We start from the raw sequence: 21,166 nt of genomic DNA on the forward strand, positions 1-21,166 counted from the left end.
CATCAGCGTAGCCGCTCAGCCCAGAAACAGCTTATAGGCCGGGTTATCGCTTTCGTCCCAGTACGGGTAACCGATTTCTTCCAGCGCCGCCGGTACCAGATGACGCTCGTCGTGCGGTACTTGCAGGCCCGCGACCACTCGACCGTCCGCCGCGCCGTGGTTGCGGTAGTGGAACATCGAGATGTTCCAGCGCCCGCCCAGCTTGTTGAGGAAGTTGAACAGCGCACCCGGACGCTCCGGAAATTCGAAGCGCAGGATCACTTCGTCGACCACCTGCGCCGCACGACCACCGACCATGTGACGGATGTGCAACTTGGCCAGTTCGTTGTCGGTCAGGTCCAGCACCGGGAAGCCCTGCTCGGTCAGGCTCGCCAGCAGCGCACTGCGCGGATCGGTTTCCGGGTGCGTCTGCACGCCCACGAAAATGTGCGCTTCGCTGCCGGTGTTGTAGCGGTAGTTGAATTCGGTGATCTGGCGCTTGCCGATGGCTTCGCAGAACGCCTTGAAGCTGCCCGGTTTCTCGGGGATGGTCACGGCGATGATCGCTTCACGGCCCTCGCCCAGTTCGGCGCGTTCGGCGACGTGGCGCAAACGGTCGAAGTTGACGTTGGCGCCGGAGTCGATGGCCACGAAAGTGTGGCCGGTGACGCCGTTCTGCTCGACGTATTTCTTGATTCCCGCCACACCCAACGCGCCGGCCGGCTCGGTGATCGAGCGGGTATCGTCGTAGATATCCTTGATCGCCGCGCAGATCTCATCGGTACTGACCGTGATCACGTCATCGACATAGTCTTTGCAGATGTCGAAAGTGTGCTGGCCGATCTGCGCCACTGCCACGCCGTCGGCGAAGATGCCCACGGTCGGCAATACCACGCGCTCGCCGGCCGCCATCGCCGCTTGCAGGCAATTGGAGTCGTCTGGCTCGACACCGATGATCTTGATTTCCGGGCGCAGGTATTTCACGTACGCCGCGATGCCGGCGATCAGGCCGCCGCCACCGACCGGAACGAAAATAGCGTCGAGACGGCCAGGGTGTTGGCGCAGAATCTCCATCGCCACGGTGCCCTGCCCGGCAATGGTGTGGGGATCGTCGTACGGGTGGATGTAGACGTAGCCTTTTTCGTCGACCAGTTTCAGCGAGTAGGCCAGGGCTTCCGGGAACGAATCCCCGTGCAGCACCACTTTGCCGCCGCGCGAACGCACGCCTTCGACTTTGATTTCCGGGGTGGTCTTGGGCATGACGATGGTGGCTTTCACGCCCAACACTTTCGCCGCCAGGGCCAGGCCTTGCGCATGGTTGCCCGCCGACGCCGTGACCACGCCGCGAGCACGTTCTTCATCGGTCAACTGGGTCAGCTTGTTGTAAGCGCCACGAATCTTGAACGAGAACACCGGCTGCAAGTCTTCGCGCTTGAGCCAGACACTGTTGCCCAGCCGCTCGGAGAGCTGGCGGGCAGTCTGCAATGGGGTTTCTACGGCAACGTCATAAACGCGCGAGGTGAGGATCTTTTTGACGTACTGTTCGAGCATCGGAAAGCATCACTGAGCGGGTTGGGCAGGGTTAGGGTCTGTTGACGTTTGGTGGCGGGCCGCGACGGAGGCCAATTTTGCGCAGGGCAAGGCGCGAGGAACGCAGTTTGGTTGTTCCAAATAAGTTCCGAGCAACGCAGCCCTGCGCAAAATTGGCACCGTCCCTTCGGGTTGTGCGCCAAATTGCGCGAGGCTGCGTTGCGGGATTTGCCAAGGGAACGACCATGGGCGGCATCCCGCGCCTTGCCTCGCGCAATTTGGCGCACAACGCGGCCCACCACCAAACGTCAACAGACCCTCGGAGTCTAACCCGGCTTTCGGCCGGGCGACCACACGAATCAAGAGGTTTTAACCCCGCATGGGGCTATAATGCCGGCCTTTCCGTTTCCCCCTGCCCGCTTTCGGAGCCCGCATGACCCAGGATCAACTCAAACAGGCAGTGGCTCAGGCCGCCGTCGACTTCATCCTCCCGAAACTCGACGACAAGAGCATCGTCGGGGTCGGCACCGGCTCCACTGCCAACTGCTTCATCGACGCCCTGGCCAAGCACAAAGGCGCGTTCGACGGCGCGGTCGCCAGCTCCGAAGCCACTGCCGCCCGCCTTAAAGGCCATGGCATTCCGGTGTATGAGCTAAACACGGTCAGCGACCTGGAGTTCTACGTCGACGGCGCCGATGAAAGCGACGCGCACCTGAACCTGATCAAGGGCGGTGGCGCTGCCCTGACCCGCGAGAAGATTGTCGCGGCCGTGGCCAAGACTTTCATCTGCATCGCCGACGCCAGCAAACTGGTGCCGGTGCTCGGTGAGTTCCCGCTGCCGGTCGAAGTGATCCCGATGGCCCGCAGCCACGTGGCCCGCGAGCTGGTGAAACTGGGCGGCGACCCGGTTTACCGCGAAGGCGTGCTGACCGACAACGGCAACATCATCCTCGACGTGTTCAACATGCAGATCACCAATCCGGTTGAACTGGAACGCCAGATCAACGCGATTGTCGGCGTGGTCACCAACGGCCTGTTCGCGGCGCGTCCAGCGGACCTGCTGTTGCTGGGCACCAGTGAAGGCGTGAAAACCCTGCGCGCCGAGTAAGCCCGCCGCAACGCCAACCTGTGGGAGCCGGGCTTGCCCGCGATGGCGGTATATCAGTCACATATTTATCGACTGACACGACCTCATCGCGGGCAAGCCCGGCTCCCACAGTGCTTTTTTAGGGAGGGGTTTTAGGGTTGCGCGGGTTTTTTGAAGGCGTAGAACAGGTTCGGCTCACTGACGAGGTACATCGTGCCGTCGTCGTCCATGGCGATGCCTTCCGCTTGCGGCACGGTCTTTTGCAGGCCCTGGCGCCCCTTGTTCAGTGACATTGTACTCAGCGGTCGACCGTCCACATCCAGTTCAATAATCAGCCGCGACTCGTCGGACAGCGCCAGCAAATGGCCGCTGCGTTCGTCGTATTGCAGGCTCGACAGGTCTCGCACAAACATCCCGGCATCGCGCTTGGGGTTGTTCACCACGTGCACGGCGTAGGATTTCTCCGGGTTGTAATGCGGGAAGCCCTGCACTTCGTAGATCAGCATTGGGTCGCGCTCCTTGGCGACGAACAACCGTTTGCCCACCGAATCGTAAGCCAGCCCTTCAAACCCCTTGTTACTGCCCATGTGCACGCCGAGAACCATCTGCTCGGCATCCGCCCCGTCAAGGAACGTCATATCCGGTTCCAGGCGAATCTTGATCAGCCGTTGCTGGCTCTCATCGGTGATCACGTAGGTGTCGGCGCTGATGAACTCCACCGCCTCCGGATCACCGAAACCAATCAAGGCCACGCGCCGCAGGATCTTGCCCTCAAGCGACAGCTCGATCAGCTCGGAATCTTTATTGGTGACCGTGAACAGGCTTTTGCGCACCGGATCGAACGTCAGCGCCGAGACGTTATCGTCCAGCCCGTCGATCACCCGTGCCTCGATGTCGACCCGATATTGATCCAGGCCAATGGATACGCTGCTCTGCGGCTGCCAAAGCGTATGCAGGTTGAACCAGGCACGCTCGAACAGGCGCATGTATTGGCCGACCGCAACCAGCGCGATCAGCGCAATCACTGACAGGATCAAAACGAGGGGTTTGGGACGGGCAAGTCGGCGCATTCAGGCGAGCTCGAAAACAAAACGGGCGGATGAAATATCACGCCCGTATGAATTCAAGCTTAATGGTCAGTGGCTTGCGACCACAACCGCGGGTGTGTGGCGACTATTTCTGCTTTTCGAAGCGGTAGAACAGGTTGGGTTCACTGACCATGTACAAGTTGCCCGCTTCGTCCATGGTCACGCCTTCGGCCCGGGGAATGGTGTTCTTCAGGCCGTTGAAGCCGCGCAACAGGGTGATGAAACTGACTTGCTCACCCTTTTTGTCCAGCTCCATCAACAAGTGCGAGTCGGCAGACAGCACCAGCATGTGGCCCGTGCGCGGATCAATGGCCAGCGCCGACAGGTTGCGCATGTCCAGCGCATGACTGGCCAGCTTCAGCTTGTCACCGGTCAGGACCCGGCCGTCACCTTTCCAGGCAAACAAGGCCGGCGGACGCTCTTCGCCCAGCAGCAGCTGCTGGTTTTGCGAATCCCAGGTAACCCCTTCAAAGGCCTTGTTCTGGTCTTTCGAAGGCCCGAGGTCGTACTTCGTAAAGTCGGCGATGTTCAATTCACGGGTGTTGGCATCGACCTTGACGACGGTGATCAAGTGCTCGCGCTCATCGACAATCGCCAGCAGGCCGTTGCCCAGCACCGTGACACCTTCCGGGTTGCTCCAGCCCACCAGCGGCATTTTGCGCAGGACATCGCCTTGAAGATTCAGCTCGACCAGAAACGGGTTCTTGCCCATGACCGAAAACAGCGTTTTGGTCTGAGGATCGTAAGCGAGGTCCGAAGCTTCGTCCTTTTCCATGCCCGGCAATACCTTGGCATCGATCACTGCCCGGTAGTCCGGAAGCCAGATACTGGCCTGACGCTCGGCCGGGCTCTTGAATTGCTCTTTCACCCAGAGCACGCCGCGATTATCCCAATGCATTGCAAAGGCAACGCCGTACGCAATGACCGCCACCAGCAACAGCCAGGCATACCAAGGCAGCGCGAAGCGCGAGCGGCGGGTTGTTTTGAGAGTCGACAGCGGGGGGGTGGCCATTGAGGGATGCGTTCCAGAAATTCAGGCTAGGGGTAATAGCACAATTGGGGCCGGCTCAGACGCCGCAAGCCCCCGGAATTATCCAGACGAAATGTGAAAAAAACGGGAAATGGCGGGATTGCCCTACCTGTCGCAGGACTTGAAACCACTAAATACCAATGTGGGAGCGAGCTTGCTCGCTCCCACAGGGTTTTTGCAGTATTGGGGTTAGCGCACGCTGCTGGTGAAGCTACTCGCACCAGGCAACTCCAGAACAATCTCATCGCCGACATTCAACGGACCAACGCCCACCGGCGTGCCGGTCAGGATCACGTCACCGGCCTGCAGCGAGAAGCAGCCGGCCATGTGCTGGATCATCGGCACGATCGGGTTGAGCATCGCGCTGCTGTTGCCATCCTGGCGCACTTCGCCGTTGATGGTCAGGCGAATGCCAATGTCGGTCAGGTCGGCAAAGGTGCTACCAGACACGAACGGCGCGATCACCGCCGCGCCGTCGAACGACTTGGCGATTTCCCAAGGCAGGCCCTTGGATTTCAGCTCCGCCTGCTTGTCGCGCAGCGTCAGGTCCAGTGCCGGAACGAAACCGGAGATGGCGTCCAGCACTTCTTCGCGGCTCGGCTTGGTCGACAACGGCTTGCCGATCAACACAGCGATTTCCGCTTCGTAGTGCACCGAACCGCGCTCGGTCGGAATGGCAAAACCACCTTCCAGCGGCACGACGCAACTGCCCGGCTTGATGAACAGCAGCGGCTCGGTAGGCACCGGGTTGTCCAGCTCCTTGGCGTGTTCGGCGTAGTTACGGCCGATGCACACCACTTTCCCCAGCGGGAAATGAATACGCGTACCGTCGACATACTGGTGCTGATAGCTCATTACCGACTCCTGATTCGTGCTCTGAACATTCGAAAATCAAACAGCAAAGATCTTGCCCGGGTTCATGATGCCGTTCGGATCGAACACCGCTTTAACCGCTTTCATGTACTCGATCTCGACCGGCGAACGGCTGTAGGTCAAGTAATCACGTTTGGTCATGCCCACGCCGTGCTCGGCGGAAATCGAACCGTTGTACTTCTCGACGGTTTCGAACACCCACTTGTTGACGGTCGCGCACTTGGCGAAGAACTCGTCCTTGCTCAGGTTCTCCGGCTTGAGGATGTTCAAGTGCAGGTTGCCGTCGCCGATGTGGCCGAACCAGACGATTTCGAAATCCGGGTAGTGTTCGCCGACGATCGCGTCGATTTCCTTGAGGAACGCCGGCACTTTCGACACGGTGACCGAAATGTCGTTCTTGTACGGCGTCCAGTGGGAAATGGTTTCGGAGATGTATTCGCGCAGCTTCCAGAGGTTCTGCAGCTGGGTTTCGCTCTGGCTCATCACGCCGTCCAGCACCCAGCCTTGCTCGACGCAGTGTTCGAAGGTTTCCAGCGCGTGGTTGGCCACTTCTTCGGTGGTCGCTTCGAATTCCAGCAATGCGTAGAACGGGCAATCGGTTTCGAAAGGTGCCGGAACATCGCCACGGGCCATGACTTTGGCCAGGGCTTTGTCGGAGAAGAATTCGAAGGCGGTCAGGTCGAGTTTGCTCTGGAACGCGTGCAATACCGGCATGATCGAGTCGAAATCGGTGGTACCGAGGACCATCGCGGTGAGGTTTTTCGGTGCACGATCCAGACGCATGGTCGCTTCGACCACAAACCCGAGGGTGCCTTCGGCGCCGATGAACAGCTGACGCAGGTCGTAACCGGTGGCGTTCTTGATCAGGTCGCGGTTCAGTTCCAGCAGGTCACCCTTGCCGGTCACGACTTTCATGCCGGCAACCCAGTTACGGGTCATGCCGTAGCGAATGACCTTGATCCCGCCGGCATTGGTGCCGATATTGCCGCCAATCTGGCTGGAACCTGCCGAAGCAAAATCCACCGGGTAGTACAGGCCTTTTTCTTCCGCGACATTCTGCAAATGCTCGGTCACGACGCCTGGTTGACAAACGGCAGTGCGGTCGGTGAGGTTCACATCGAGAATCTGGTTCATGTAGTCGAACGACACAACGACTTCGCCATTGGCTGCCACCGCTGCGGCGGAAAGCCCGGTACGTCCACCGGACGGCACCAGCGCCACCTTGCGTTCATTGGCCCAACGGACAATGGCCTGCACCTGTTCGGTGGTCTTGGGAAACACGATGGCGGTCGGGGCCGGAGCAAAATGCTTGGTCCAATCCTTACCGTAAGCATTCAGGGAGTCGGCATCGGTCAGCACCTTGCCAGGCTCAACCAGGGTCTTCAGCTCATCAATCAGCGCAGGATTGGTCATCGACAGAACTCTCGAACAATTCATGGTCATCCTGAGAACGCTTCACGTCGCAGGAATGAGTGTTTAGCGGGGTGCGTATGCTAGCATACCGACCCCGCAGCATAGTGCCCAACGGCCAATCTGCGGCGACGGCTTTCCTGCCGTCCGGGTCAGCGTCTGCTGGCTATTTCCTGCCATTTTTCTCCGGGATACAGGTTTACGCAGATGAGCAAGACTTCTCTCGATAAGAGCAAGATCAAGTTCCTTCTTCTCGAAGGCGTCCACCAATCGGCTGTCGACGTTCTCAAGTCGGCGGGCTACACCAGCATCGAGTACCTCACCGGTTCTCTGCCGGAAGCCCAGCTGAAGGAAAAGATCGCTGATGCGCACTTCATCGGCATTCGCTCCCGCACTCAACTGACCGAAGAGATCTTCGATCACGCGAAGAAGCTGGTCGCGGTCGGCTGTTTCTGCATCGGCACCAACCAGGTCGACCTGAACGCAGCGCGCGAACGCGGGATTGCGGTGTTCAACGCACCGTACTCCAACACCCGTTCCGTCGCCGAGCTGGTGTTGGCGGAAGCGATCCTGCTGCTGCGCGGCATCCCTGAGAAGAACGCTTCCTGCCACCGTGGCGGCTGGATCAAAAGCGCGGCCAACTCCTTCGAGATCCGCGGCAAGAAGCTGGGCATCGTCGGTTACGGCTCGATCGGTACGCAACTGTCGGTCCTGGCTGAAGGCCTGGGCATGCAGGTGTACTTCTACGACACCGTGACCAAGCTGCCACTGGGTAACGCCACCCAGGTCGGCAACCTGCACGAGCTGCTGGGCATGTCCGACATCGTCACCCTGCACGTTCCGGAAACCGCAGCCACCCAGTGGATGATCGGCGAGAAGGAAATCCGCGCCATCAAGAAGGGCGGCATCCTGATCAACGCCGCTCGCGGCACCGTGGTCGAACTGGACGCCCTGGCGGACGCGATCAAGGACAAGCACCTGATCGGCGCGGCCATCGACGTGTTCCCGGTGGAGCCACGCTCCAACGACGAAGAGTTCGAAAGCCCGCTGCGTGGCCTGGACAACGTGATCCTGACCCCGCACATCGGTGGTTCCACCGCTGAAGCGCAAGCCAACATCGGTCTGGAAGTGGCAGAAAAACTGGTCAAGTACAGCGACAACGGTACGTCCGTATCGTCGGTGAACTTCCCGGAAGTGGCCCTGCCGGCTCACCCTGGCAAGCACCGTCTGCTGCACATCCACGAGAACATTCCGGGTGTGATGAGCGAGATCAACAAGGTGTTCGCCGAAAACGGCATCAATATCTCCGGTCAGTTCCTGCAGACCAACGAGAAAGTCGGCTACGTCGTGATCGACGTCGACGCCGACTACTCGGAAATCGCCCAGGAGAAACTGCAGCACATCAACGGCACCATTCGTTGCCGCGTGTTGTTCTGATAGCGACTTGAGCGACAAAAAAAGGAGACCTTCGGGTCTCCTTTTTCATGCCTGCGGAAACGTTATTTCACTGTCACGGTAATCTTTTCCGAAACGATTGGAGGATCGAAAGCCATGTGGTTCTTGTCACCCAGCTCCAGCTGCAAAGTGTGCTTGCCCGGGGTCAACTCCAGCTCGGTTTCGGTCTGAGCCTTGCCGAAATGGATGTGGTTGGCATCTGCCGGAATCAAAGAGCCAGCAGGGATCGTACTCTTGGCGTCGACCAACAGGTGGTGATGGCCAGTGTTCGCGGTAGCGTCGCCTGCCGGCGCCAGCGCAATACCTTTTACTTCAAACTTGACCTTGAATTTCGTACCCACGACGGCACCACTGCCAGGCTCAACGATACTCACGGAAGCACCCGCCGGCGCCGGCGTGGCCGCACTGGCCAGCAGTGAGACACCCATCAGCAGGCCAGCCAAGGCAGCACGAGACATAAACGTTTTCATTCTCTTCTCCAGTTTTTTCGTAAAATCCGCGTGACCATGACAACTTCATGGTCAATCGTTGTCGAAGGCACTCGACAACCATAGCAAAGCGAGCCCGACCCAGAGCATCGCGATAATGAATTCAAAGGAGTGACCATGCGCTTTTTGCCTGGCCTGATCTGCCTGCTACCCCTTTTGAGCCCTTTGGCTCATGCCGAACTGATTGACGACATCAACGACCGTGGCGAACTGCGTATTGCTCTTGAGGCTAATACACCGCCTTTCAATTTCAAGGATGAAGGCAAGCTCAGCGGGTTCGAAGTCGAGCTGGGCCAACTGCTGGCCGACGAACTCGATGTCCGCTCCGACTTCGTCGTCACCGATTCGGGCGATCTGTTGACCGGCGTAGAAAGCGGCAAGTACGACGTCGCCATCAACCACATAGCAATGACCCCGGATCTGAAGGATCGTTTCGATTTCAGCGAACCTTACCTTCAAACCGATGCGCAATTGATCGCGAAGAAAGAAGAGCCGCGCTCGATGCTGCTGGCGCAGTCGTTTGCCGAAGAGAAGCCCAAGGCCAATCTGCCGGTGGGTTTGGCGATTCCGTTTCAGAAGGGCAACCCGGCGTTTCATGCCAGCCTGGAGAGTGCGCTGCAGCGGATCAAGGATGATGGCCGGATGGCGGCGCTGGAGAAGAAGTGGTTTGGGGCGGATTCGAGCGTGGCGCCGAAACCCTGACTCAGGGCAAATGACTACCCCTGTAGGAGTGAGCCTGCTCGCGATAGCGTTGGATCAGTCAGCAGAGTTGTTGAATGTTAGTCCGCCATCGCGAGCAGGCTCACTCCTACAGGGGGGTGGTGTCAGTCGAGAGCGCTCAGGGCGGCAGCCGCTTGCGGCAACTCCAACTCACTGAAAACCTGCACACCATTGCGCTTGAGCAACGCCGCGGTCACACCCTCACCCGCCACCTTCACGCCGCTGAAGCTTCCGTCATACGTCAGCAAATTCCCGCATGACGGGCTATTGGCCTTGAGCACGGCAATGCGGATACCGTGCTTTTGCACCAGTTCCAGCGCCTGATAAGCCCCCGACAGAAACTGCGCACTGACATCCTCGCCGTCGGTGGTGATCACGCTGGCGTGGCCATCCAGCACTTCAGCGCCCTGCCCGCCAGGAATTTCCGCCGCCGCCCTCGGTGTCGGCAAACCGCCAGCCACTTCGGGGCACAACGGGATGACCCGGCCTTCATCCAGCCACTGCTGGAGCTGATCGAATGGCCCGCTCGCCCCGCCGTCGTAACGTACGCGGTGGCCCAGCAGGCAGCGGCTTACCAGAATCTTTGGCATGATCAGAACGGCTCGTTACCCCGGCGTCGGAACCAGCCGGTCAACGACAGGCGATCCCGGGTCGCGGGCAGGACTTCGTGGGGGACTTCGCCGGACAGAAACACCACCAGGCATCCGCCGACAGGTTCCACATCGTAGGCCCGGTCTTCCTCCAGATACATGCGCAACTGTCCTCCGTGCTCGGGCAGCCAACCGTCATTGAGGTACACCACGGCCGAGACCATGCGCCGGTCGTCATCGCGGAAACGGTCGACGTGCCGGAGGTAAAACGCGCCCGGCGGGTACAGCGCGAAATGGCTTTCGAAATCCTCCAGGCCCAGAAACAAACCGCGATTCATCGCTTCGCGCAGGCTGTCCATCAAGGCGAGATAGCTGTCGCACGCCTCCGCCTGACCGGGATCGATCCACTGGATATGGTCGCCACGAATCCCTTCGCGAACCTCCGATGACGGCCCTCGGCCTACCGCTGCGGGGGCCAGTTCACCCTCGGCTGCACGTTTACGGCACTCAGCCGCCAGCGCCCGGGTCAGATCCTCAGGCAGAAAAATGTTCTGTTGCGACCAGCCGTTTGCAGCCAGGTCGTCAACGATACGTAACAGCAGCGGGTGATCAGAGGGTATTTGCATGCCGCGCATAGTATTCCTGTGCCTGAAAATCCGACAGAGCCACGCAGCGGGTTGATACGAATTCTCGACAAGTACGGATGCCACACGGAGAATAGTCGCCTGCTGACAGGAGTCCCTATGCGCCGGTTGCTTTTTTCACTGTTGATGCTCTGTGTTTTGCCCGCTTGGGCAGACGGCCACGACCAGTTGTATAAAGTCGCCGGCTGGCCAGACCAACGTGCGCATTTCAACGATGCCCTGACAGCCGCGCAACAACGCTACGAAAGCAGCCTGCCACCGGCGGTGTTTCAGGCACTGGTCAACAACAGCAATCAGCGATTCGCTCCGCAGTCGGTCGATCAACGCGCCGAAGCACAATTACGCAAAAGCCTGGCCGACCCAAAACCGGCACTGACCTTCTTCCAATCGCCCTTGGGCAAAAAAGTCGTGGCTGCCGAGTTGCTGGCCACCCGTCGCGACCAACTGGCGAAAAACGCCAAGGGCCTGCCGAAGATGCAGGCCAGCGACAGCCGTCAACTGATCATCGGCCACCTGGCCCAGGCCCTGCCCGCTCGCGAGGCGGGTGCTGAGGTCAGCCTGGCGATTGCCGGTGTCGCGGCTGACAGCCTGAGTTCGATGATCCCCGGGTTGCTCGGCAGTGGACAGTCGCAAGGGATCTTGAACGGTCAGCGCCTGCGTTTGATGGACCAGATCGGCAGCGACCTGAACAACACGCTGCTGTATGTCTATCGCGACCTGTCGGATAACGAACTGGAAGAGTTCGCTACGTTTGCCGAGTCCACTGAAGGCCAGGCGTATTACCAGGCGGCGCTGGCGGCGATTCGGGCGGGGTTGGCGGTGGGGCAAAGCACTTCGAACCTTTCCCAGTAAACTTCGGTGTCTGGGAAATCGCTATCGCGAGCAGGCTCACGCCTACAGGGGGAACGCGATCAACTGTAGGAGTGAACCTGCTCGCGATGAGGCCATCACCGGCGCTATAGATTCCGGCCCTTGATCCGCTTGCTCAAAAACCCGAAATACTCCTCCCGCATCACCAACGTTTCATTCGCCAGATGATGCCGCGCCTCCGGCAACATCAACACCTGAGGCCGATCGAACTTGGCCTTCAGTACCCCAAGGTTATGTTCCCAATCCACCGTCATGTCCGCCTGCCCCTGCACAATCAGCGGCCGGCGCGGGCTGTTCGGTGCGGCTTCGATCCGCTTGATCCAGCGCGCCAATGCCCCGACCCACGCCGTGGGCAGACGCAACGGCTGCAACGGATCGGCCTGCAGGAATGGCAGGAAATCAGGGTCGTTGGAGTTCTCGCTGAAACGTCGGGCGATGGCTTTGACGAACGGTTTGAGCAGGTAATAGCTGAGCTTTGACCACCCCCAGGCACGCGGCCGGACCAGGGGTGACAACAGGATTACCTGACCTTGAGCCGGGCTGTTCGTGCCGTGGTTGAGCACATGATCGATCACAATCGCCCCGCCCGTGCTCTGCCCGCACAGGTGCCAGGGCTGCGGCAGGTCAATGGACAACGCCTCGGCGAACAATCCTTGCAGCGTGTCCTGATACTCGGCGAATTCCTTGATGCTCGCCCGCTCGCCGCTGGACAGACCGTGCCCCGGCAAGTCGCAGGCAATCACGGCAAAACCCTGATCCAGCGCCCACTCGATCACATGACGGTAGAGCCCGGTGTGATCGTAGAAACCGTGGAACAGGAACAGCGTCGCCTTCGCCCGCTCCGGCCACCAGAACTGGCTGACCAACTGATAGCCATCGACCTCGAAACACCCTAGCCCGCTTCGCAGTGTACGTCCTGGAAAATCCAGCCCGTAAAAGTGCTGATACGCCATGGCCTCGGTCGACAGCGCCTGCCCTTCAGCCAATGGCCGCAGGCTGGCGCGCAAATGATCGGGGGCAAACGTGGCTGACATGAAAGATTCCAGAGCGTTAAACAGACTTTATAGGCCTGCGATATTCATCTGTCGCAGCAAGCATGGCAAGCTAGCCGGCCTTCGAGGATGAAACCCATGCGCCCGGCCTACCGCACCACACTGCTTGCCAGCCTGCTCGCCCTCGTGTGTGCCGGTGTCCTGTGGGCCGCGTATGACTGGTTTCAAGGACGTTACTTGCGGGCGTTCAGCGAACACACCGCGGTATTTTCCGGCGACCCGCTGCGCCTGCCCGATGACCTCGCCGGCCCGGGCGCCATTCGCCTGGTGCACTTCTGGGACCCGGCCTGCCCGTGCAACGTCGGCAATCAGCAACACCTGAGCGAACTGGTTGAGCGCTATGTGCCACAGGGCGTCGAGTTTTATGCCGTGCAAAAACCCGGCAGTCACGGCCAGCTCCCCACCACATTGAGCAGCCTGAAAACCATTACCGTCCTGCCCGGCTCTGAACAGATACCTGCCAGCCCGGCCGTAGCGATCTGGGACCGCGCCGGCAAACTGGCTTACTTCGGCCCCTACAGCGAAGGCCTGACCTGCAATTCGAACAACAGCTTTATCGAACCCGTCCTGCAAGCGCTGAGCGAAGGTCGCGCAGTGAATGCAACGCATACGCTGGCCATCGGTTGTTACTGCCCATGGCCCGTTGAAGTGAAATAAGGCATTACTGACTTTTGCAGGACCGCGATGCCCGGCACAGGAGGTCTGTGCTACATGTTGGCAGCCCACACGGGCGGCAATCCAAAAAGAACAAGGAGTCACCATGAAACGCGTCCTGACCGTACTTGCCTTGCTGATTGTCGCGCTCGCCATCGGGGTCGGCGGGTATGTGTACAGCAAGCAGCCGACGCGCCAGGGTCAAGTGGAATTGCAGCACCTGCAAGGTTCGGTGAGCGTGCGCTACGACGAGCGCGGCGTTCCGCATATCCGCGCGGAAAACGAGACCGACCTCTACCGTACCCTCGGTTATGTGCAGGCCCAGGACCGTTTGTTCCAGATGGAAGCCATGCGCCGCCTGGCCCGTGGTGAACTGGCCGAAATCTTCGGCCCGAAACTGATCGACACTGACAAGCTGTTCCGCAGCCTGCGCATCCGCGAGCGGGCTGACAGCTACGTCGCCGCGCTGGATCGGCAGTCCCCGGCGTGGAAGGCCCTGGAAGCTTATCTGGACGGTATCAATCAATATCAGGACACGCATGCAGCGCCTGTCGAGTTCGACGTGCTGGGCATCCACAAACGCCCGTTCACGGCGCAAGACAGCATCAGCGTCGCCGGTTACATGGCGTACAGCTTTGCCGCGGCGTTTCGCACCGAACCGTTGCTGACGTTCGTGCGCGATCAATTGGGTGCCGACTACCTGAACATCTTCGACCTCGACTGGCAGCCCAAAGGCGTCCTGGCCAAAGGGCATTCCACGCCTGCGCCAAGCCTGTCCAGCAGCGACTGGAAAGACTTGAACGCCCTCGCCCGCCTGAGTGAACAGGCACTGGCCGACAATGGCCTGCCGCAATTCGAGGGCAGTAATGCCTGGGTGATTTCCGGCAACCGCACCAAAAGCGGCAAGCCGCTGCTGGCCGGCGACCCGCATATTCGCTTTTCCGTGCCGGCAGTCTGGTACGAGGCACAACTCTCGGCGCCGGGCTTTGAGTTGTACGGTCACCATCAGGCGTTGGTGCCGTTTGCGTTTCTGGGCCACAACCTGGACTTCGGCTGGAGTCTGACGATGTTCCAGAACGACGATCTGGACCTGATCGCCGAGAAGACCAACCCGGACAATCCGAACCAGGTCTGGTACCGCGGCAAGTGGGTGGACATGGTCACCACCGAGCAACAGATCGCCGTGAAGGGGCAGGAGGCGGTCAAGCTGACGCTGCGTCAATCACCCCACGGCCCGATCATCAACGATGCGCTTGGCACGGCGGCCGGCAAGACGCCGGTGGCGATGTGGTGGGCGTTCCTTGAAACACCGAACCCGATTCTCGAAGGCTTCTATCAGCTCAACCGCGCCGACACCCTGGCCAAGGCGCGCGCCGCTGCGGCCAAGGTTCAGGCACCGGGTTTGAACATCGTCTACGCCAACGCCAAGGGCGACATCGGCTGGTGGGCTTCGGCCCTGCTGCCCAAGCGCGCGGCCGGGGTGAAACCCGGTTTCATCCTCGACGGCAGCACCAATCAGCCGGACAAGGACGGTTTCTACCCGTTCAGCGCCAACCCGCAAGAGGAGAACCCGGCGCGCGGCTATATCGTCTCGGCCAACTTCCAGCCGCTGTCGCCGACCGGCATGGAGATTCCCGGTTATTACAACCTGGCCGATCGCGGCCAGCAGCTCAATCGCCAGCTCAGCGACAAAAACGTGAAGTGGGACATCGACGCCAGTCAGAAGCTGCAACTGGGCACCACCACCGGCTACGGTCCGCGCCTGTTGGCACCGCTATTGCCGGTGCTGCGTGAAGTAGTGACTGATCCCGCCGGACTGAAACTGGTGGAGCAACTGGCGCAGTGGAAAGGCGACTATCCGCTTGATTCGACCAGCGCCACGCTGTTCAACCAGTTCCTGTTCAACCTCGCTGACGAGACGATGCACGATGAACTGGGCAATGATTTTTTCGAGACCTTGCTCTCGACCCGCGTGATCGATGCCGCACTGCCGCGCCTGGCTGCCACGCCTGATTCACCGTGGTGGGACAACCGCAACACCCTCGGCAAGGAAACCCGCGCCGACACCGTCAAGGTGGCCTGGCAAGCGAGCATCGCCCACCTCAAGACCACCCTCGGCGCGGATTCGGCACAGTGGCAGTGGGGCAAGGCGCATACCCTGACCCATGGTCATCCACTGGGCGTGCAGAAGCCGCTGGATCGGGTCTTCAACGTCGGGCCGTTCGACGCACCCGGTACCCACGAAGTGCCGAACAACCTCTCGGCCAAAATCGGCCCGGCACCCTGGCCGGTGACTTATGGCCCGTCGACGCGGCGCCTGGTCGACTTCGCCGACCCGGCTCACAGCCTGACCATCAACCCGGTCGGCCAGAGCGGCGTGCCGTTCGACAGTCATTACGATGACCAGGCCGAGGCGTATGTCGAAGGGGTGTACTACGAAGCGCATTTCAACGACGAAGAAGTCACGGCCAATACGCGCAGTACGTTGAAGTTTTTGCCGGCCAGGGCTGCGCCTTAAATCTTCAGTGTCTGGACTGACGCTATCGCGAGCAAGCTCGCTCCTACATTGGAATGCGTTTCAACTGTAGGAGTGAACCTGCTCGCGATGGGGCCTTCAAACCATCGCCGCAAAGTTCAGCCTGAACTGCTGTGGCGTTACCCCCAATCGGCGGTTGAACACGCTGCGCATGTGCTGGGCATCGCGGAATCCACATTGGTAGGCCACGGTCTTGAGCGGCGAATGCGTGCTCTCCAGCAGCACCCGCGCCGCATCCACCCTCGCCCGCTCGACGAATTCCGCCGGGGTGATTTTGGCTTCCTTGGCGAACACCCGGGAAAAATTGCGGGTGCTCATGTTGGCCGCGTTCGCCAGGTCCGCGATGGTCAGGTCGCCGGTAAGGTTGGCCAGCACGTAGAGCTGAACCAGCGCCACGGCAGAGGTGGGTTCAGCGTGGGGCGTGAGAAACGGGCTGAACTGCGATTGCCCGCCCGAGCGTTGGGTGAACACCACCAGGCGCTTGGCCACGTTCAATGCGACTTCCGGTCCGTGGTCCATGGCCAGCAGATACAACGACAAATCGATCCCCGCCGTGACCCCGGCCGAGGTGTAGAGCTCACCGTCCTGCACGTACAAGCGATCCGCTTCGACCTGAGTCGACGGACATAACTGAGCCAGCGCGGCAGCGTCACCCCAGTGAGTCGTCACGGTTCGCCCCTCCAGCAATCCGGCCCGGGCGAGGATGAAGGCGCCGTTGCAGATCGAGCCAAAGCGTTGCGCCCGCGCGCAGGCAGATCGCAACCAGGTATCGAACGCCGCGCCGAAATCCATGAACGGCAACTGCGGCCCACCGGCCACCAGCAGCAAGTCATACGCCTCAAGCGCTTCGCTGAAATGCCGGTGCGCATTGAGCGACAGACCGTTGGAACACGGCATCACCCCGCGCTCGACGCCGATCACTTCCAATCGATAGTGATCCGCTGGTTCGAGGAAACGATTGGCTTCAGAAAACACATCCATGGGACCGGTGACGTCCAGGGACTGAACGCCGGCGAAGACCACGATGGCGACGGTTTTACTCATGGAAACAAACGCCCTCAATTGTTAGCCATTACGCGACCGGTAGCAGCTGTCGAGCGTGCGAGGCTGCGTTCGGCTGCGCAGCAGTCGTGAAATCAGGCACCGCGGTTTTTCAGGTAAACCGCGTACTCCGGGTTTACGACTGCTGCGCAGCCGAACGCAGGCTCGGCAGCTGCTACAGATCCGTCCAACTTAGCCAATCCAGGCGCAACAAGCGAGGTTGGCGCGATATGCAGGTTCATTGGCAAGGATCGCAGCCATGGATCGATTGTCCGGTTTCAGGGGACGGCACAGACTTTACCCATCAGCGCCGCCACGGCGTTCCCCACGAGGAAATCACCATGAGCAGCATCATTGCCGGTATCAAAATCCCCGACAGCGCACTGGCCAAGGCCACCACCGAATACATCCGCGACGTCGAATCCGACCTGCTGTATCACCACTCCCGCCGGGTGTTCCTGTTCGGTGCCTTGAGCGGCGAACGCAAGCAACTGGCCTACAACCCGGAGCTGTTGTACGTCGGCGCAATGTTCCATGACCTCGGTCTGGTGGAAGGTCATCGCAGCGCTGACGAGCGTTTTGAAGTCGACAGTGCCAATGCCGCCAAGGCGTTCCTCAAGCCTTATGGGCTGAGCGATGACGATATCGAGCAAGTCTGGCTGTCGATTGCGCTGCACACCACACCGGGCGTGCCGCAGCACCTGCGGCCGAACGTGGCGCTGGTGACCGCCGGGGTTGAAATGGATGTGCTGGGAATCGACTACGCGGCGTTTTCCACCGTGCAGCGCGAGGCGGTGGTGCATGCGCATCCACGCGGTGATGGGTTCAAGGAGTGCATCCTGTGTGCGTTCGCCAACGGCTTCAAGCACAAGCCGGACACGACGTTCGGCACGGTGAATGCGGATGTGCTGGTGGACAGCGAGGTGGGGTTCAAGCCGATGAACTTTGTCGAGATCATCCGCAAATCCCCTTGGGTTGCCTGAAACAACTGTGGGAGCGAGCTTGCTCGCGATGGCGGACTAACATTCAACATCTTCGCTGAATGTAATGGCCTCATCGCGAGCAAGCTCGCTCCCACAGGGGAGTTGGGTTGGCCACGTATTTGTGGTCAACCCGGCATTGCGCTTAAGCCGCTTCCGGCGCCGGGGCGCGGCGTACGTCCGGTTGTTTCCAGGAGTCGGCAGCGCCTTCTTCGATGGCTTGCTGAATCGCACGCTTGCGGCTTTCTTCGGCGCGGCGGCTGAAAAACCAGACCAGGAAGGTCACGATCGACACCGCCAGCAGAATCAGGCTGGCCACCGCGTTGATCTCCGGCTTCACGCCCAGGCGCACCGCCGAGAACACTTCCATCGGCAAGGTCGTCGAACCCGGGCCCGACACGAAACTCGCCAGCACCAGGTCATCCAGCGACAGGGCAAACGACATCATGCCGCCCGCCGCCAGCGACGGCGCGATCATCGGGATGGTGATCAGGAAGAACACCTTCCACGGCCGTGCACCGAGGTCCATGGCCGCTTCTTCGATGGACAGGTCCAGCTCACGCAAGCGCGCCGACACCACCACCGCCACATACGCGGCACAGAACGTCGTGTGCGCAATCCAGATGGTGATGATCCCGCGTTCCTGTGGCCAACCGATCATCTGCGCCATCGCCACGAACAGCAGCAACAGCGACAGACCGGTGATCACTTCGGGCATCACCAACGGTGCGGTCACCAGACCGCCGAACAGCGTACGCCCCTTGAAGTGGGTGATACGGGTCAGGACGAACGCCGCCAATGTACCGAGCGCAACCGCTGCAATCGCCGTGTAGCAGGCGATTTCCAGCGAGCGCACCACCGAGCCCATCAGTTGGCTGTTGTCGAGCAGGCCGACGTACCACTTGATCGACCAGCCGCCCCACACCGTCACCAGTTTCGAGGCGTTGAACGAGTAGATCACCAGGATCAGCATCGGGGCGTAGATAAACAGCAAACCGAATACCAGCATCAGGCTGGAGAAACTGAAGCGCTTCATTCTTTGCCCTCCATTTCTTTGGCCTGACTGCGGTTGAACAGGATGATCGGCACAATCAGGATCGCCAGCATCACCACCGCCAGGGCAGACGCCACCGGCCAGTCACGGTTGTTGAAGAACTCTTGCCACAGCACTTTACCGATCATCAGGGTTTCCGGACCGCCGAGCAGTTCCGGGATCACAAACTCACCGACCACCGGGATAAATACCAGCATGCAACCGGCGATGATGCCGTTTTTCGACAGCGGAATCGTGATCTTCCAGAAACTGTTGAACGTGCTCGAACCGAGGTCCGAGGCGGCTTCCAGCAGGCTCTGATCGTGCTTCACCAGGTTGGCGTAGAGCGGCAGGATCATGAACGGCAGGTAGGAATAAACAACACCGATGTACACCGCGAGGTTGGTGTTGAGGATCTGCAGCGGTTCGTTGATCCAGCCCATGCTCATCAGGAAACCGTTGAGCAGGCCGTTGTTGCTGAGGATGCCCATCCACGCATACACGCGAATCAGGATCGCGGTCCAGGTCGGCATCATGATCAGCAGCACCAGCACCGTTTGCAGCTCTTTACGGGCGCTGGCGATGGCGTAGGCCATCGGGTAACCGATCAGCAGGCAGAGGATGGTGCTGAACAACGCCATCTTCAACGAGCCGAGGTAAGCGGCGATGTACAACTCGTCGTCGCCGAGCATCGCGTAGTTGCCGAGGTTGAGCAGCACCTGCAGCTTCTGGTCGACGAAGTTGTAGATCTCGGTGTACGGCGGAATGGCCACGTCGGCTTCGGCGAAGCTGATCTTCAAGACGATGAAGAACGGCAACATGAAGAACATGAACAGCCAGATGAACGGAACCCCGATGACCAGCTGACGGCCACCGGGAATTATTCGATTGAGGCGGCGTTTGAATTTGCGCATGTTCATGAACGAAGCACCACGCCGCTGTCGTCTTCCCAGTACACGTAAACCTGGTCACCCCAGGTCGGGCGCTGGCCACGGCGCTCGGCGTTGGCGACGAACGACTGGACGATCTTGCCGCTCGGCAGTTCGACGTAGAACACCGAGTGGCCGCCGAGGTAGGCGATGTCGTGCACCTTGCCGCTGGACCAGTTGTATTCACAGGTCGGCATGGTCGGCGTCACCAGCAGTTTTTCCGGGCGGATCGCGTAGGTCACGGATTTGTCCTGCACCGAGGTGCTGATGCCGTGGCCCACATAGATCTGGCGGTCCAGGTCCTTGCAGGTGATGGTGGCGTGACCTTCGGCGTCGTCGATCACTTCACCGTCGAAGATGTTGACGTTGCCGATGAACTCGCAGACCAGGCGACTGGTCGGGGTTTCGTAGATGTCGATCGGGCTGCCGATCTGGGCGATCCAGCCCAGGTGCATGATCGCGATGCGCTCAGCCATGGTCATGGCTTCTTCCTGGTCGTGGGTCACCATGACGCAGGTTACGCCGACGCGCTCGATGATCTCGACCAGCTCCAGTTGCATTTGCGAACGCAGCTTTTTATCCAGTGCACCCATCGGCTCATCGAGCAGCAACAGCTTCGGTCGCTTGGCCAGGGAGCGCGCCAGGGCCACACGCTGACGCTGGCCACCGGACAACTGATGCGGCTTGCGCTTGGCGTACTGGCTCATCTGCACCAGCTTGAGCATGTCGGCCACGCGGGCATCGACTTCAGCGGCCGGCAGTTTGTCCTGCTTGAGTCCGAAGGCGATGTTCTGCGCCACGGTCATGTGCGGGAACAAAGCGTACGACTGGAACATCATGTTGATCGGTCGCTCGTACGGCGGCATCTCGGTGATGTCGACGCCGTCGAGGTAAATGCGCCCCTCCGTGGGCCGTTCGAAGCCTGCGAGCATGCGCAGCAAGGTGGATTTGCCCGATCCCGAACCGCCGAGCAGGGCGAAAATCTCGCCTTTCTTGATTTCCAGGGACACATCGTCCACGGCAATCGTCTCGTCGAACTTCTTCGTGACCCGGTCGATTTTGACCAACACCTGTTTAGGTGACTGGTCGCCCTCGAGGGCTTTCTTATAGGCGCCGGAGGCAACTGCCATTTACGAAACTCCCAGAAAAAAAGAGTGCAGTTCGCTCAAGGTGAGCC

Annotated in this window: 20 protein-coding genes; 7 read left to right on the plus strand and 13 right to left on the minus strand. The window is 60.1% G+C overall.

The window, feature by feature from the left end:
* Nucleotides 1–15: 15 nt before the first annotated feature.
* On the minus strand, nt 16–1,530 hold the full coding sequence (gene ilvA, locus H8F22_RS16335) for a threonine ammonia-lyase, biosynthetic (protein ID WP_027926508.1): 1,515 nt from the start codon (nt 1,528–1,530) through the stop codon (nt 16–18).
* Between the two features lie 412 nt (nt 1,531–1,942).
* On the opposite strand from ilvA, the gene rpiA reads away from it, so the two are divergent.
* The gene (gene rpiA, locus H8F22_RS16340; RefSeq protein ID WP_027926507.1) at nt 1,943–2,617 is read left to right on the plus strand and encodes a ribose-5-phosphate isomerase RpiA; all 675 of its coding nucleotides are present in this window, start codon (nt 1,943–1,945) and stop codon (nt 2,615–2,617) included.
* A 131-nt stretch (nt 2,618–2,748) separates the two neighbouring features.
* Here the strand turns inward: rpiA and H8F22_RS16345 are convergent, their stop codons facing one another.
* The 4 genes from H8F22_RS16345 to H8F22_RS16360 all read right to left on the minus strand — a co-directional run bounded on the left by H8F22_RS16345 (nt 2,749) and on the right by H8F22_RS16360 (nt 7,000).
* Entirely contained in the window at nt 2,749–3,666 is a 918-nt protein-coding gene (locus H8F22_RS16345) for an SdiA-regulated domain-containing protein (protein WP_194940459.1), read from the minus strand.
* Nucleotides 3,667–3,769: 103 nt separating this feature from the next.
* Nucleotides 3,770–4,696, minus strand: coding sequence for an SdiA-regulated domain-containing protein (locus H8F22_RS16350; RefSeq protein WP_027926505.1), 927 nt, complete (start codon nt 4,694–4,696; stop codon nt 3,770–3,772).
* A 207-nt stretch (nt 4,697–4,903) separates the two neighbouring features.
* Entirely contained in the window at nt 4,904–5,569 is a 666-nt protein-coding gene (locus H8F22_RS16355; protein ID WP_194940460.1) for a fumarylacetoacetate hydrolase family protein, read from the minus strand.
* Between the two features lie 36 nt (nt 5,570–5,605).
* Nucleotides 5,606–7,000, minus strand: coding sequence for an FAD-binding oxidoreductase (locus H8F22_RS16360; protein WP_027926503.1), 1,395 nt, complete (start codon nt 6,998–7,000; stop codon nt 5,606–5,608).
* A 204-nt stretch (nt 7,001–7,204) separates the two neighbouring features.
* On the opposite strand from H8F22_RS16360, the gene serA reads away from it, so the two are divergent.
* Nucleotides 7,205–8,434, plus strand: a complete 1,230-nt coding sequence (gene serA / locus H8F22_RS16365) for a phosphoglycerate dehydrogenase (RefSeq protein WP_027926502.1) — start codon at nt 7,205–7,207, stop codon at nt 8,432–8,434.
* 62 nt (nt 8,435–8,496) lie between these two features.
* Here the strand turns inward: serA and H8F22_RS16370 are convergent, their stop codons facing one another.
* Nucleotides 8,497–8,922 carry a DUF4399 domain-containing protein gene (locus tag H8F22_RS16370; RefSeq protein WP_027926501.1) on the minus strand — a complete coding sequence of 142 codons (426 nt, stop codon included), beginning with the start codon at nt 8,920–8,922 and terminating at the stop codon, nt 8,497–8,499.
* Nucleotides 8,923–9,057: 135 nt separating this feature from the next.
* Here H8F22_RS16370 and H8F22_RS16375 point away from each other — a divergent pair, with 135 nt between their 5' ends.
* The gene (locus H8F22_RS16375; RefSeq protein WP_059181999.1) at nt 9,058–9,642 is read left to right on the plus strand and encodes a transporter substrate-binding domain-containing protein; all 585 of its coding nucleotides are present in this window, start codon (nt 9,058–9,060) and stop codon (nt 9,640–9,642) included.
* A gap of 122 nt (nt 9,643–9,764) precedes the next feature.
* Here H8F22_RS16375 and H8F22_RS16380 read toward each other — a convergent pair whose 3' ends face one another.
* Together H8F22_RS16380 and H8F22_RS16385 are read right to left on the minus strand one after the other, a co-directional pair.
* Nucleotides 9,765–10,250 (minus strand): DUF523 domain-containing protein, encoded by a 486-nt coding sequence (locus tag H8F22_RS16380; RefSeq protein ID WP_027926499.1) that lies wholly within the window; start codon nt 10,248–10,250, stop codon nt 9,765–9,767.
* Nucleotides 10,251–10,252: 2 nt separating this feature from the next.
* A complete protein-coding gene (locus tag H8F22_RS16385) occupies nt 10,253–10,885 on the minus strand; it encodes a 2OG-Fe(II) oxygenase (RefSeq protein WP_027926498.1) in 633 nt (210 codons plus the stop codon).
* A gap of 108 nt (nt 10,886–10,993) precedes the next feature.
* Between H8F22_RS16385 and H8F22_RS16390 the strand changes: the two genes are divergently transcribed.
* Nucleotides 10,994–11,746 carry a DUF2059 domain-containing protein gene (locus H8F22_RS16390; protein WP_027926497.1) on the plus strand — a complete coding sequence of 251 codons (753 nt, stop codon included), beginning with the start codon at nt 10,994–10,996 and terminating at the stop codon, nt 11,744–11,746.
* Between the two features lie 104 nt (nt 11,747–11,850).
* Here the strand turns inward: H8F22_RS16390 and H8F22_RS16395 are convergent, their stop codons facing one another.
* The gene (locus H8F22_RS16395) at nt 11,851–12,798 is read right to left on the minus strand and encodes a phospholipase BipL (protein ID WP_194940461.1); all 948 of its coding nucleotides are present in this window, start codon (nt 12,796–12,798) and stop codon (nt 11,851–11,853) included.
* Nucleotides 12,799–12,894: 96 nt separating this feature from the next.
* Here H8F22_RS16395 and H8F22_RS16400 point away from each other — a divergent pair, with 96 nt between their 5' ends.
* Both H8F22_RS16400 and H8F22_RS16405 read left to right on the plus strand, forming a co-directional pair.
* Complete coding sequence (locus H8F22_RS16400) at nt 12,895–13,473, plus strand: DUF6436 domain-containing protein (protein WP_194940462.1); 579 nt, start codon at nt 12,895–12,897, stop codon at nt 13,471–13,473.
* 103 nt (nt 13,474–13,576) lie between these two features.
* Complete coding sequence (locus tag H8F22_RS16405; RefSeq protein WP_194940463.1) at nt 13,577–15,988, plus strand: penicillin acylase family protein; 2,412 nt, start codon at nt 13,577–13,579, stop codon at nt 15,986–15,988.
* A gap of 96 nt (nt 15,989–16,084) precedes the next feature.
* Here H8F22_RS16405 and H8F22_RS16410 read toward each other — a convergent pair whose 3' ends face one another.
* Nucleotides 16,085–17,050 (minus strand): GlxA family transcriptional regulator, encoded by a 966-nt coding sequence (locus H8F22_RS16410; protein WP_027926493.1) that lies wholly within the window; start codon nt 17,048–17,050, stop codon nt 16,085–16,087.
* 338 nt (nt 17,051–17,388) lie between these two features.
* On the opposite strand from H8F22_RS16410, the gene H8F22_RS16415 reads away from it, so the two are divergent.
* On the plus strand, nt 17,389–18,030 hold the full coding sequence (locus tag H8F22_RS16415) for an HD domain-containing protein (RefSeq protein WP_027926492.1): 642 nt from the start codon (nt 17,389–17,391) through the stop codon (nt 18,028–18,030).
* Between the two features lie 142 nt (nt 18,031–18,172).
* Here the strand turns inward: H8F22_RS16415 and H8F22_RS16420 are convergent, their stop codons facing one another.
* The 3 genes from H8F22_RS16420 to H8F22_RS16430 are packed head-to-tail and all read right to left on the minus strand — an operon-like array spanning nt 18,173 to nt 21,119.
* Nucleotides 18,173–19,063 (minus strand): ABC transporter permease subunit, encoded by an 891-nt coding sequence (locus H8F22_RS16420; protein WP_027926491.1) that lies wholly within the window; start codon nt 19,061–19,063, stop codon nt 18,173–18,175.
* Nucleotides 19,060–19,941, minus strand: coding sequence for an ABC transporter permease subunit (locus H8F22_RS16425; RefSeq protein ID WP_172825964.1), 882 nt, complete (start codon nt 19,939–19,941; stop codon nt 19,060–19,062). The genes H8F22_RS16420 and H8F22_RS16425 overlap by 4 nt, the downstream gene beginning before the upstream one ends.
* Before the next feature lie 35 nt (nt 19,942–19,976).
* Nucleotides 19,977–21,119: an ABC transporter ATP-binding protein gene (locus H8F22_RS16430; protein WP_027926489.1), complete on the minus strand. Its 1,143-nt coding sequence runs from the start codon at nt 21,117–21,119 to the stop codon at nt 19,977–19,979.
* Between the last annotated feature and the right edge of the window lie 47 nt (nt 21,120–21,166).

Origin of the sequence: Pseudomonas mucoides, from assembly GCF_015461845.1 — a bacterium.
Lineage (GTDB): Bacteria > Pseudomonadota > Gammaproteobacteria > Pseudomonadales > Pseudomonadaceae > Aquipseudomonas > Aquipseudomonas mucoides.